Genomic DNA, 12,930 nt, shown 5'->3' on the forward strand with positions numbered 1-12,930 from the left:
CCATGGGGTATGACCCGTCCGCTACCTACGCTGGTGTCGGGGGCTGTCGGCCTCCTGCCGGACGGTCGGAGGGGTGGTGCGCATGGGGGCGTCCTCGGAAGGCCGCAAGGGGGGCCACGACCAGACCGCACTGGACGAGATCGAGCTGGCAGGCGAGTTGATGATCGCCGCGACCGCCAGCCCCGAGGAGCGGCTGGCCCCCGAGCGGATCGACCAGGTGCTGCTGGACGGTGATCCTGGGTGTCCCGACGGCCCCGACCGGCCTTCGGGCCACCGGCCGTCGGGTTGATGGCAGTTCAGGAGCGCAGCAACCGGGAGATCGCGGAGCCGGCCTCGGCCACCTTTGCGTCCAGTTCGGCCCCGCCCTGCTCGGCGGCGGCCGCGACGCAGTGCCGCAGGTGCTCCTCCAGCAGCGCGAGCGCGAAGGACTGCAGTGCCTTGGTACTGGCGGAGACCTGGGTCAGGACGTCGATGCAGTAGGTGTCCTCGTCGACCATCCGCTGCAGGCCCCGGATCTGGCCTTCGATCCGGCGCAGCCGCTTCAGGTGCTCGGACTTCTGGGGGCTGTAGCCGTGCGGCCCTTGCGTCTCGGTGCCTGTGGTCGTGGTCATCCGGCCCGCCTTAGTTCTCTTCTCTGAGCCACCAGTCTCCAACACCCGGGGGCCGCGCCCTGTTCCCCCGTACGAGCGTCGGCTCCCGATCTCCCGATGCCGGGCAGGAGCAAACCGGCCGCCGTTCCGTCAGACTGGGGGCTCGCGTCTGCACACCGGCGTGCAGGCCCGGCCGCCCGCCCTTGTGTCATGCGGAAGCGGAACTTCCGGTTCGCGTGTCGTCACCCCGTTTGCGCACTTCCGACGGCTTGCGCCTAGCATCGTTCAGTCCCTACCCCGCACATCGGAGATTTCCGTGCGTTTTAGCCTGACCCCGAAGGAGACGAGTTTCTACGACATGTTCGCCGCCGCCGCGGAGAACCTGGTCGTCGGATCGAAGCTCCTGCTGGAACTGCTGGGTTCAGACGTGTCGGCCCGCGCGGAGATCGTCGAGCGCATGCGCGCCGCCGAGCACGCCGGAGACGACACCACCCATGCGGTGTTCCACCAGCTGAACTCCTCCTTCATCACGCCCTTCGACCGCGAGGACATCTACAGCCTGGCCTCCTCGCTGGACGACATCATGGACTTCATGGAGGAGGCCGTCGACCTGGTCGTCCTCTATGACATCCAGGCGCTGCCGAAGGGCGTCGAGCAGCAGATCGAGGTACTGGCCCGGGCCGCCGAGCTGACCGCCGAGGCGATGCCGCACCTGCGCAGCATGGAGAACCTGACCGAGTACTGGATCGAGATCAACCGGCTGGAGAACCAGGCGGACCAGATCCACCGCAAGCTGCTCGCCCACCTCTTCAGCGGCCAGTACGAGGCCATCGAGGTCCTCAAGCTGAAGCAGATCGTGGATGTCCTCGAAGAGGCCGCCGACGCATTCGAGCACGTGGCCAACACCGTGGAGACCATCGCGGTCAAGGAGTCCTGACCAGCGTGGACATGGCAGCACTCATCGCCGTCCTCGGCGTGGCGTTCTTCTTCACGTACACCAACGGCTTCCACGACTCCGCGAACGCCATCGCCACCTCGGTGTCCACCCGGGCGCTCACCCCCCGGGCGGCACTGGCGATGGCCGCCGTGATGAACCTGGCCGGCGCCTTCCTGGGCAGCGGCGTGGCGAACACCGTCTCCAAGGGCATCATCGAGACCCCGACCGGCGACCAGGGCATGGCCATCCTGTTCGCCGCCCTGGTCGGCGCGATCGCCTGGAACCTGGTCACCTGGTACTTCGGCCTCCCGTCCTCCTCCTCGCACGCGCTGTTCGGCGGTCTGGTGGGCGCGGCGCTGGCCGGCGGCACCGAGGTGATCTGGTCGGGCGTGATCGACAAGATCATCATCCCGATGGTGGTCTCCCCGATCGTCGGTCTGATCGGGGGCTTCATCGCGATGCTGGCGATCCTGTGGATCTTCCGCCGGGCCAACCCGCACCGTGCCAAGCGCAACTTCCGGGTCGCACAGACCGCCTCGGCCGCCGCCATGGCCCTGGCCCACGGCCTGCAGGACGCCCAGAAGACGATGGGCATCGTGGTGATGGCTCTGACCATCTCGGGTCACCAGCACTCCGACGGCATCCCGATCTGGGTGAAGATCTCCTGCGCGACCATGCTCTCGCTGGGCACCTACGCGGGTGGCTGGCGGATCATGCGGACCCTCGGCCGGAAGATCATCGAGCTGGACCCGCCGCAGGGCTTCGCCGCCGAGGCGACCGCCTCGACGGTCATGTACATCACCTCGTTCGTCTTCAAGGCCCCGATCTCCACCACCCACGTGATCACCGCCGCGATCATGGGTGCGGGTGCCACCAAGCGGATCCGTGCGGTGCGCTGGGGCGTTGCCAAGAACATCGTGCTCGGCTGGTTCATCACGATGCCGGCGGCCGCACTGGTCGCGGCGGCGATGTACGGGATCATCCACCTGGCACTGGGCTGAGCCCGGTACGGACACCCGGCACGGCCGGACAACATGGCAGGGCCCGCCCCCACACCTCGGGGGCGGGCCCTTCTCATGCTCCGCGGCGGCACCGCCATGCAGCGCCACGGAGCAGCTCCGTTCTCCCTGGCCTCCGGGCGATTGTGGCCCGGTGCCTCGGGGGGTTTTCGGTGCGTCTTTAGCCGAAGCGGCCCGAGATGTAGTCCTCGGTCGCCTGCACCGACGGGTTGGAGAAGATCCGGGGGGTGTCGTCCAGCTCGACCAGCTTGCCCGGCTGGCCGACGCCGGCCAGGTTGAAGAAGGCGGTACGGTCCGAGACGCGGGCCGCCTGCTGCATGTTGTGGGTGACGATCACGATCGTGTACTGCGACTTCAGCTCGCCGATCAGGTCCTCGATGGCGAGGGTGGAGATCGGGTCGAGGGCCGAGCAGGGCTCGTCCATCAGCAGCACCTGCGGCTCGACCGCGATGGCGCGGGCGATGCACAGTCGCTGCTGCTGGCCGCCGGAGAGGCCGGCGCCGGGCTTGTTCAGCCGGTCCTTGACCTCGTTCCACAGGTTGGCGCCCTTGAGGGACTTCTCGACGACGCCGTCCAGCACGGACTTCTTCTTGACGCCGGCGAGCTTCAGCCCGGCCACCACGTTGTCGTAGATCGACATTGTCGGGAAGGGGTTCGGCCGCTGGAAGACCATGCCGACGGCACGGCGGACGGCGACCGGGTCGATGTTGGAGCCGTAGAGGTTCTCGTCGTCCAGCATCACCTTGCCCTCGACCCGGGCGCTGGGGATCACCTCGTGCATCCGGTTGAGGGTGCGCAGGAAGGTGGACTTGCCGCAGCCGGAGGGGCCGATGAAGGCCGTCACCGAGCGGGGCTCGATGGTCATCGAGATGTCCTCGATGGCCCGGGTGCTGCCGTAGTACGCGGACAGTCCGCTGACGTCGATGCGCTTGGCCATGATCTTTCGTCTTCTCTCGCCCGCGGCAGAGCCGCTGATGAATTCTTCTCGTACGTCAGTCGGTGTCAGTGGCCGGACTTGGGCGAGCGCCAGCGGGCGATGCCCCGGGCGATGAGGTTGAGCCCCATCACGAAGGCGATCAGCACCAGGGCGGCACCCCAGGCACGGGCGTAACCGAAGTCGTTGTTGACCAAGGCGTACTGCTGCCAGATGTAGAGCGGCAGGGACTGCTGCGGGCCGTTGAACGGGTCGCTGTTGATGAAGTCGGCACCGAACACCAGCATCATCACCGGCGCGGTCTCACCCGTGATCCGGGCGACGGCGAGCATCACACCGGTGGTGATACCGCCGATCGCGGTCGGGATGACGATCCGCAGGATGGTCTTCCACTTGGGCACGCCGAGGGCGTACGAGGCCTCGCGCAGCTCGTTCGGGACGAGCTTGAGCATCTCCTCGGTGGAGCGGACCACGACCGGCATCATCAGGATCGCCAGCGCGAGGCTGCCGGAGAAGCCGGAGTAGTCGAAGCCGAGCAGGATGTTCCAGAGCGAGAGGATGAACAGACCGGCGACGATCGACGGGATGCCCGTCATCACGTCGACGAAGAAGGTGACGACCTTCGCCAGTCGGCCCTTGCCGTACTCGACCAGGTAGACGGCGGTCATCAGGCCGATCGGGGCGGCCATCGCGGTGGCCAGACCGACCTGCTCCAGGGTGCCGAGCAGCGCGTGGTAGATACCACCGCCGGGGCCCGAGGAGATCACGTTCTTCATGGAGTGGCTGAGGAAGTTGCCGTTCACCACGCCGATGCCCTGCTGGATCGTGTAGATCGTCAGGGAGGCGAGCGGAACGACGGCCAGGATGAAGGCGACCCAGACCACCGAGGTGGCGAACCGGTCCTTGGCCTGGCGGCGACCCTCGACCTTGGCCGCGAGGGCGTAGCTGAGGATCAGGAACAGCACGGCGGAGATCAGGCCCCACTGGAGGTGGCTCCCGAGGCCCGCCCCGGCGCCGATCCCGCAGCCGAGGGTGATCGCGAGGACCGAGGTGCCGAGCGGAGCCCACTTGGGCAGCCGCGCCGTGGTCAGCTCACGGCGCACCAGCGGCTCGGACGGCGAAGCTGTGGCAGTGACTGTGCTCATGCGATCCTCCTCGCTGCGCTCGTCGGGGCGCACGAGCGCCACACGCGCCTTTCAATGATTCGCTCGCTGCGCGCGCTCATGCGGCGGCCCCCGAGTACTCCTTGCGGCGCGCGATGATCAGCCGGGCGGCGCCGTTCACCACGAGGGTGATCACGAACAGGACGAGACCGGAGGCCATCAGGGCGTCCCGGCCGAAGGGCTGGGCCTCGCCGAACTTCAGGGCGATGTTCTGGGCGAAGGTGCCGCCACCCGGGTCCAGGATGTGCAGCGACAGGACGCTGTTGGCGGAGAGCACGGTGGCGACGGCGATGGTCTCACCGAGCGCACGGCCGAGGCCGAGCATCGAGGCCGAGATGATGCCGGGGCGGCCGAAGGGCAGCACCGCGGTGCGGATCATCTCCCAGCGGGTCGCACCGAGGGCGAGCGCCGCCTCCTCGTGCATCCGCGGGACCTGCCGGAAGACCTCGCGGGTCACCGCGGTGATGATCGGCAGCACCATGATCGCCAGCAGGATGCCGACGGTGAACAGGTTGCGCGGGGTCGCTCCCGGCACGGTCTGGCTGAAGACGTACGTCCAGCCGAGGTACTGGTCCATCCAGGAGGTCAGGCCGTTGATGTGCGGCACCAGGAACAGCGCGCCCCACAGGCCGTAGACGATGCTGGGGACGGCGGCCAGCAGGTCCACCAGGTAGGCGAACGGCTGGGCGATCTTCCGCGGTGCGTAGTGCGAGATGAAGAGCGCGACGCCGATCGCGACCGGGACGGCGATCGCCATCGCGATGACCGCGCTGACGATGGTGCCGAACGCCAGCACCGCGATGCCGAAGACCGGCTTGGGGGCGTCCGGGGTCCACTCGAAGGTGGTGAGGAAGTTGCCCTCGTCCTTCGAGAGGGCCAGGCCCGACCGGTAGGCCAGGAAGCCTGCGATGGCGGCCATGATGACCAGCAGCAGGATGCCCGAGCCCCGGGTGAGGTTGAAGAAGATCTTGTCGCCGACGCGGCTGTCTCGTCGGGATCGGCGGTCCCTGCCCGGTGGAACGGCAGGGGGGGATGAAGTCATGATCGTTTACTCCGGTCTGGCGGCGCTGCCCCACAGGAGGGCGGCACCATGGCGGCGGTGCCCCGGACTAGGTGTGGCTCGGATGGTGCCCGGCCGGGCAGCCCTGCCCCCCTTCGAGGGCCGCCCGGCCGGTGGTGCTCGGTGGATCAGGCCAGGGTCGGGATGACGGCCTGGACCTTGGAGGCCAGCTCCTTCGGCAGCGGGACGTAGCCCTTGGTGCCGATGGCCTGCTGGCCGTTGTCGCTGATCGTGTAGGTCAGGAAGGACTTCAGGGCGTCGAGGGTGTCGGCCTTGTTGCCCTTGTCGCAGACGATCTCGTAGGTGACCAGGACCAGCGGGTAGGAGCCCTCGTCCTTGGTCGCGTAGTCGAGGGTCAGCGCCAGGTCGTTGCCGGTGCCCGAGATCTTCGCCTTGGCGAAGGTGTTGGCGGCGTTCGCGGTGGTCGCCTCGACCGGCTTGGAGGCGCCGGTGTTGATCGCGGCGCTCTTCAGGCTGTTGCTCTGGGCGTAGGACAGCTCGACGTAGCTGATCGAGTTCTTGTTCTGCTTGACCTGGGCGGCGAGGCCGGGGCTGCCGTTGGCCGACTGGCCGCCCTTGCCCGCCCAGGTCTTGCCGGACGGGTAGCTCCAGGCACCGGCACTGGCCTTGGACAGGTACTTGGTCAGGTTGTCGGTGGTGCCGGAGTCGTCCGAGCGGTGGAAGGCCCGGATGTCGGCGTCCGGCAGGTTGGCGCCCGGGTTGAGCTTGGCGATCTCCGGCGCGTTCCACTTGGTGATCTGCGAGTCGAAGATCTTCGCCAGGGTCGGGCCGTCCAGGACGAGGTTGTCCACGTTGTCGACGTTGTAGACGATCGAGATCAGGCCGCCGACCATCGGGAGGTCGATGCCCTGGCCGGTCTTGCAGACGGCCTTGGAGGCCTCGACCTCGGCGGGCTTCAGGGACGAGTCGGAACCCGCGAAGCTGATCTTGCCCTGGTTGAACTGCTGGACACCGGCGCCGGAACCGCCACCACCGTAGGTAATCGTCGTGCCGGAGCAGGCGGAGCCGTAGGCGTTCTTCCAGACGTCGATCGCGTTGTTCTGCGCGGTCGAGCCGGCCGCGAGCAGCTGGCCGCCCTTGCCGCAGGCGATCTGCGCGGCCGAGGCACCGGCGCCGCCGGAGGCCGTGGTGGAGGTGGTGGTGTTGTTGTCGGAGCCGCAAGCCGCGAGCGACAGCGAGCTGACGAGCGCCATGGCACCGATCGCGAGGGCCTTGGTGCGGCCGTTCCGCTGGAGCTTCACAGGTGTCCCTTTCTGTGGCACTACCGGCGCCCATCGGACCGAGCATCGCTCGTAGGCACAGGTTTTGCTGAGATCCGGGGCCCGTTCGGCCCTCCGGTAGTCCCGAAGTTAGGCCGGACAGGTGACGCATCAGGCGGTCACAAGTGAACGGGGGGTGAACCTCGAACGGATGACAGGAAACACCGGCCGGTAGTAACGGTTGCGTCACAGGCAGAACGCGACCAGATCACCCGAACGGGGGACAGCACAGCGCCGGCGGCAGCGCGGCGCACGCCTACGGAGCAGAGGTCCAGACCCTGCCGTCCATCCGATGATCTGCCAGAAGTGCCAACAGCGCATCCACCAGCAGCCGATCCCGCTCATGCGTCAGCCGGGCCCTCGCCTTCTTCGGCGGCAGCCACTCCAGCCGGTCCACCTCCCGGTTCGGGGTGAACTGCCCACCGGTCGGCACCGCCGCCCAGTACCTGACCTCCTTCGGCCGGCCCTGCGCCAGATAGTGCTGCGCGGGCAGCTCCGCCCCCAGCACACAGCTCAGCCCCGTCTCCTCCCACACCTCGCGCAGCGCCGCCTTCCGCCAGCCCTCACCGGGATCCAACTTGCCCTTGGGCAGACTCCAGTCGTCGTACTTGGGCCGGTGGATCAGCGCGATCCTGGGCTTCTTCCGCCCCTTCCCGCTCTTCCTCTCCGGCCCCGGCATCCACAGCACCGCGCCCGCCGCCAGGATCGTCTGGCCGTACCCGACACCCTTCCGCGGCCTCGTCACATGGTCGGCACTCGACCGGCCGACGCCGGATCCAGCGGTGCGCGGTGCGCTCAGACGGTCGCCCATTCCTGCCATCCGTGGTGCGGGAGCTTCGGCCACTGGTGGCCGAAGGCGTACCTGGCCGCCTCCACCTCCAGTCGCTGATCAGCATGCACCACCCCGAGGACGTAGGCGGTCGCCGGGGTGATCCGGGGAGTGCGTGCCGCGGTCGCCACCGTGACGGCGGCATCCGCGGCCTCCTGGTGGCGGCCGAGAGTGCCGTCGAGCAGGTCGAGATCAGGATCGGGCGCCCCGCAGACCTCCAGGGCGTAGCGGGCACGTTTGACCAGAATCCGCACCCGGTGCCACGGCGCGTCGTCCGCCGCCACCGCGGAGTCCGCGTCCACCTCGGCGCCCCGAGCGCGAACAGGCTCCGGCTCGCGCGCAGGCGGAACTGCACCCAGGCGGTGCAGCCCCTCCCCGCCGTACGGGGTCGCAGCCCGGCCCAGCGGCAGCCGCCGGGCATCCTCCGCCAGCGCGCCGAACGCCACAGCCGCCTGCGAGAGCAGCACACCGCCCTCCTGACCGGCCGCACCGTCGAGCAGCGGAACCTCGCTCGCCAGCAGCGTCATCCGGTCGGCCAGGGCGTGCAGCCTCGCCGACCGCAGCTCCTGCAGCACCGTGGTGTGCGCCCTCGTCCTGGCCAGGCCGAGCTGACGCTCCAGCAAGGCCCGGGCCTTGGGCGCGCCGGCATGACCGGCGAGCATGCCGGGACCGCCCGGGTCCGTCTCGCTCAGCGAGTCCAGCGCCGCCAGCAGCCGGGCCGAACGCCGCAGGAAGGCCGGCTCCTGGGCCAGCAGGCTGAGCAGCCAGCGCAACTCGGTCCTGCTCTCCGCCGCCCAGTCGGGGTCGAACGCCGCCGCGAAGGTGTGCAGCGCACCACCCACCCGCCGGACGGCCCGCAACAGCTCATCGGTACCCGCCGCCGCAGCCGCACTCGCCCCGCCCACCGGGAGCGCACCCGGTCTCGAACCGGCCTCGCCCACCGCCTGCGGCAGCGCTCGCAGAAACGCGCCCGCCTGGGCGGTGAGGTAGTCGGAGAGGATCTCCCCGGTGGAGGCGTTCGCGGCCTTCGGCCCGGTCCGGGCCGTCATCGGCACATCGGTCATGGCTGGGTTCCCCGTCCCCCCGAGGGCCGTTCCCCGGGGCTGGTGGCCGACTGCGGTAACGGCCCGAAGGGCCGTCGCCGCAGTCCGCCGAGTGCCGCCGGCCGGCTGCGGTGCCGACCGGCGACGCGTGCTGAGCTGAACCGTGCTGGTAGGTGGTCAGGGGTAGTACCGGTCAGCGGGTCGCCGGGGACTTCCGGCGCCGCTGGCGCGAGTCGATGAGCAGGTCCTGGACATGGCGCAACCGCCGCCCGTCACCGTCCTGGGAGTGCCGGGTCCAGACCCCGTCCGCGCCCAGGTGCCAGGACTCGGTGTCGTCCGCCATCCCGAGGTCGATCAGCCCGGACAGTTCCACCCGGTGCACCGGATCGGTCACCCGGACCAGCGCCTCGATCCGGCGGTCCAGGTTGCGATGCATCATGTCCGCGCTGCCGAGCCACACCTCGGGCTCGCCGCCGTTGCCGAAGACGAAGATCCGCGAGTGCTCCAGGAACCGCCCGAGAATGCTGCGCACCCGGATGTTCTCGCTCAGCCCCGCCACACCCGGCCGGATGGCACAGATCCCGCGCACCCACACATCCACCGGCACCCCCGCCTGGGAGGCCCGGTAGAGCGCGTCGATCACGGCCTCGTCCACGATCGAGTTGACCTTGATCCGCACATACGCGGGCCGCCCGGCCCGGTGGTGCGCGATCTCCCCGTGGATCCGGGAGACCAACCCGTCCCGCAGCCCGCGCGGCGCAGTCAGCAGCCGCCGGTACGACTCGCGCCGCGAGTACCCCGACAGCCGGTTGAACAGGTCCGAGAGATCCGCACCGACCTGCGGATCCGCCGTCAGCAGACCGAGGTCCTCGTACAGCCTCGCCGTCTTCGGGTGGTAGTTGCCCGTCCCCACATGGGAGTAGCGGCGCAACATGTCGCCCTCCTGACGGACCACCAGCGACAGCTTGCAGTGGGTCTTCAACCCGATCAGCCCGTACACCACATGGCAGCCCGCCTCCTCCAGCTTGCGGGCCCACTTGATGTTGGCCTGCTCGTCGAAGCGCGCCTTGATCTCCACCAGGACCAGCACCTGCTTGCCCGACTCGGCCGCGTCGATCAACGCGTCCACGATCGGCGAGTCACCCGAGGTCCGGTACAGCGTCTGCTTGATCGCGAGCACGTCCGGGTCGGCCGCCGCCTGCTCCAGAAACGCCTGCACCGAGGTCGAGAAGCTGTCGTACGGGTGGTGCAGCAGCACGTCCCGCTCCCGCATGGCAACGAAGATGTCCGGCTGCGAGGCCGACTCGACATCCGTCAGACCGCGCGCCGTACCCGCCACGAACTTCGGGTACTTCAGCTCCGACCGGTCCAGATCGGCGATCCCGAACAGCCCGGTCAGATCGAGCGGACCCGGCAGCGGGAAGACCTCCGCCTCGGTGATGTTCAGCTCGCGGACCAGCAGATCCAGGATGTACGGGTCGATCGACTCCTCGACCTCAAGCCGGACCGGCGGGCCGAACCGGCGCCGCATCAGCTCCTTCTCCAGCGCCTTGAGGATGTTCTCGGTGTCGTCCTCCTCCACCTCCAGGTCCTCGTTACGAGTGACCCGGAAGGCGTGGTGCGCCAGCACCTCCATCCCCGGGAACAACTCCTCCAGGTGCGCCCCCATCACGTCCTCCAGCGGCACATACCGCTGCGGCGAGGCCTCCAGGAACCGGGAGAGGGACTGCGGCACCTTCACCCGCGCGAAGTGCTTGTGCCCGGAGACCGGATTGCGCACCACCACGGCCAGATTGAGGCTCAGACCCGATATGTAGGGGAACGGGTGCGCCGGATCCACCGCGAGAGGCGTCAGAACAGGAAAGATCTTCTGCCGGAACAGGGTGTGCAGCCGGGCCTGCTCCTTCTCCGTCAGCTCCGACCAGCGGACCAGCTCGATGCCCTCCAGTGCCAGATCCGGCAGCACCTCCTGCTGGAAGGCCGCCGCATGACGGGCCATCAGCTCACGCGACCTGGTCCAGATCTGGTCCAGCACCTCACGCGGCTGAAGACCGGAGGCCGACCGCTGCGCCACCCCCGTCGCGATCCGCCGCTTGAGGCCGGCGACGCGGACCATGAAGAACTCGTCCAGGTTGCTGGCGAAGATGGCCAGGAACTTGGTCCGCTCCAGCAGCGGTATCTGCGGGTCCTCGGCGAGCTCCAGCACCCGCTCGTTGAACGCGAGCCAGCTGCGCTCCCGGTCCAGGAACCGCCCCTCGGGGAGCTCGTCGAAGTCCGCCCCGCCGAGCGAGGCGTACTCGTCCCGGTCGTCCATGGTCAGCCCGAGCACCGAGGAGACCGAGGACGCCGGCACGGTGAGTGCCGCCTGGGCCGCCAGGGATGCGGTGCCCTCGGACGCGTCTGTGCTCGCGGGGACGGAGCCCTTGGCCGAGGTCGCGGTCAGTGGGGCGGGTGCAGGGCGGCGGGCGCTCATGGGTTCCAGCTCCTCCAGCAGGACGGTGTCCGGGCGACGCTCGGCGCTCGTACGGCCGGAGCCCGTCGTGACGTGCGTGCCGTCCTCGTCCTGCGGTGCAAGCTCCCACCCGCCGGGCGCGGCCGGGAGACGGCCGGCCCACGGATGCTGGCCGGCCACGCGGGGGCGAGGCACTACGGACGTCATCCTGTGATCTTCGCGGCGGCAATTTAATCCACGGTAAACACCGCATGGCCGGGAGGAAAGCTGAGGCAGTCACCCCCGTGGATGCGGCTGCACCGACAACCCGAAGATACGCCCGGGAGTACCCGGGCGTACCACTCGGCCCTGTCGGCCCCAGGAGCCCCGCCCAGAGCCTGTCACGACTCCCGGCGGGCCTGGACGCGGTACATCAGGTCCACCTCGTGGATGGTGAAGCCCAACCGTTCATATACCCGCACAGCGGCAGAGTTGTCAGCATCGACATAGAGCATCACGGTCTGCTGCTTGCGGTCCTCCGCCAGGTGACGGAGACCGACCGCCGTCAGCGCCCGGCCCAGCCCGCTCCCCTGCTCGGCCGGGTCCACCCCGACCACGTACACCTCGCCCAGCCCCTCCGGATGCACCTTCGTCCAGTGGAAACCGACCAGCTGCTCACCTCGGAAGGCCAGGAAGAAGCCGCTGGGGTCGAACCACGGCTCCGCCAGCCGGTCCGCCAGATCCTGCTCGGTCCAGGAACCCTGCTCGGGGTGGTGCGCGAACGCCAGCGCGTTCAACCGCAGCCAGGCGCCGTCGTCCTCACCCGACCGGAAGGTCCGTACGGTGACCCCCTCGGGCAGTACCGGCACCCTGGGCAGCTCCGCGGTGCGCCGCATCTGCCGCAGCTCCCGCACCAGCTCGGCGCCGTAGGCGGCGGCCAGGTGGTGGGCCGCGGGGTGACCGCCGTGGGCCCAGAACTCCACCGGTGCCTCCGGGTCGGCCGCCTCTGCCTCGGCGAGCACGGCATCGACCAGGTGCCGGCCGAACCCCTGACCACGGGAGCCGGGCAGCACGGTCAGCTCCGCCGTACCCGCTTTGCCGCCACCCGGGAGGTCCAGCTGCGCGTAGCCCACTGCCATGGCCGCCTCCGCCGCAGCCGCCTCGGTGCCCGCTGCCGGTGCCTCCGGCTGCTGGGCGCCTGCACGCTGCAAGAGGTGCAGGACGCCCGGGCGGGCCTCCGAGGACTTCAGCCGGAGCCGTCCCTGCTCGGACACCGCCTGCCGATCATCCGCGACCGCCGCGGCAGCAATGACCTCGGCGGCTGCCCGGGCCTCCGCCGCCGAGAGAAGCTGGGCGGCGAGAACGGTGCTGGGGGCTCCCGTCAGCTCGCGGGAGTGGAATCGACGTGACGACTCTGGGCTGGAGGTGGCGGAAGAAGTCATGATCCGACCCTACGTCTCGTCAGCTGCCTGGACGGACGCGTTCGCCGTAGTCGGTCGGGCTCTGTCAGCTGGCCGGTTGATCGGCTGGTCCCTTGGTCACCGAATGGGCCCGGAAATGCGAGAAGCCCCTCCCGGTATCCCCGGGAGGGGCTTCTCTGAAAAATTGTTCGGCGGCGTCCTACTCTCCCACAGGGTCCCCCCT

General features: G+C 69.2%; 12 protein-coding genes. 3 read left to right on the forward strand and 9 right to left on the reverse strand.

Annotated elements, in window-relative coordinates:
* The first annotated feature begins 82 nt into the window (after positions 1-82).
* On the forward strand, positions 83-289 hold the full coding sequence (locus tag P3T39_RS16260) for a hypothetical protein (protein WP_280698362.1): 207 nt from the start codon (positions 83-85) through the stop codon (positions 287-289).
* 7 nt (positions 290-296) lie between these two features.
* On the opposite strand, the gene P3T39_RS16265 is transcribed toward P3T39_RS16260, so the two are convergent.
* Positions 297-611, reverse strand: a complete 315-nt coding sequence (locus tag P3T39_RS16265; RefSeq protein ID WP_280698363.1) for a metal-sensitive transcriptional regulator — start codon at positions 609-611, stop codon at positions 297-299.
* Positions 612-906: 295 nt separating this feature from the next.
* Between P3T39_RS16265 and P3T39_RS16270 the strand changes: the two genes are divergently transcribed.
* A complete protein-coding gene (locus P3T39_RS16270) occupies positions 907-1,527 on the forward strand; it encodes a DUF47 family protein (RefSeq protein WP_280698364.1) in 621 nt (206 codons plus the stop codon).
* 5 nt (positions 1,528-1,532) lie between these two features.
* Entirely contained in the window at positions 1,533-2,528 is a 996-nt protein-coding gene (locus tag P3T39_RS16275) for an inorganic phosphate transporter (protein WP_280698365.1), read from the forward strand.
* A gap of 178 nt (positions 2,529-2,706) precedes the next feature.
* Here the strand turns inward: P3T39_RS16275 and pstB are convergent, their stop codons facing one another.
* From pstB to mshD, 8 genes are all read right to left on the reverse strand, one after another.
* Positions 2,707-3,483, reverse strand: coding sequence for a phosphate ABC transporter ATP-binding protein PstB (gene pstB / locus P3T39_RS16280; protein WP_280698366.1), 777 nt, complete (start codon positions 3,481-3,483; stop codon positions 2,707-2,709).
* Between the two features lie 65 nt (positions 3,484-3,548).
* Positions 3,549-4,625: a phosphate ABC transporter permease PstA gene (gene pstA / locus P3T39_RS16285; RefSeq protein ID WP_280698367.1), complete on the reverse strand. Its 1,077-nt coding sequence runs from the start codon at positions 4,623-4,625 to the stop codon at positions 3,549-3,551.
* A 76-nt stretch (positions 4,626-4,701) separates the two neighbouring features.
* Complete coding sequence (gene pstC / locus P3T39_RS16290; protein ID WP_280698368.1) at positions 4,702-5,685, reverse strand: phosphate ABC transporter permease subunit PstC; 984 nt, start codon at positions 5,683-5,685, stop codon at positions 4,702-4,704.
* Positions 5,686-5,831: 146 nt separating this feature from the next.
* Positions 5,832-6,965: a phosphate ABC transporter substrate-binding protein PstS gene (pstS, locus tag P3T39_RS16295; RefSeq protein ID WP_280698369.1), complete on the reverse strand. Its 1,134-nt coding sequence runs from the start codon at positions 6,963-6,965 to the stop codon at positions 5,832-5,834.
* 274 nt (positions 6,966-7,239) lie between these two features.
* Complete coding sequence (locus P3T39_RS16300; RefSeq protein WP_280698382.1) at positions 7,240-7,662, reverse strand: NUDIX hydrolase; 423 nt, start codon at positions 7,660-7,662, stop codon at positions 7,240-7,242.
* Positions 7,663-7,778: 116 nt separating this feature from the next.
* Positions 7,779-8,876 carry a CHAD domain-containing protein gene (locus tag P3T39_RS16305; RefSeq protein WP_280698370.1) on the reverse strand — a complete coding sequence of 366 codons (1,098 nt, stop codon included), beginning with the start codon at positions 8,874-8,876 and terminating at the stop codon, positions 7,779-7,781.
* A gap of 172 nt (positions 8,877-9,048) precedes the next feature.
* Entirely contained in the window at positions 9,049-11,328 is a 2,280-nt protein-coding gene (locus tag P3T39_RS16310) for an RNA degradosome polyphosphate kinase (protein WP_280698383.1), read from the reverse strand.
* Positions 11,329-11,687: 359 nt separating this feature from the next.
* Positions 11,688-12,728: a mycothiol synthase gene (gene mshD / locus P3T39_RS16315; RefSeq protein ID WP_280698371.1), complete on the reverse strand. Its 1,041-nt coding sequence runs from the start codon at positions 12,726-12,728 to the stop codon at positions 11,688-11,690.
* Between the last annotated feature and the right edge of the window lie 202 nt (positions 12,729-12,930).

The sequence above is a fragment of the Kitasatospora sp. GP82 genome, assembly GCF_029892105.1.
Lineage (GTDB): Bacteria > Actinomycetota > Actinomycetes > Streptomycetales > Streptomycetaceae > Kitasatospora.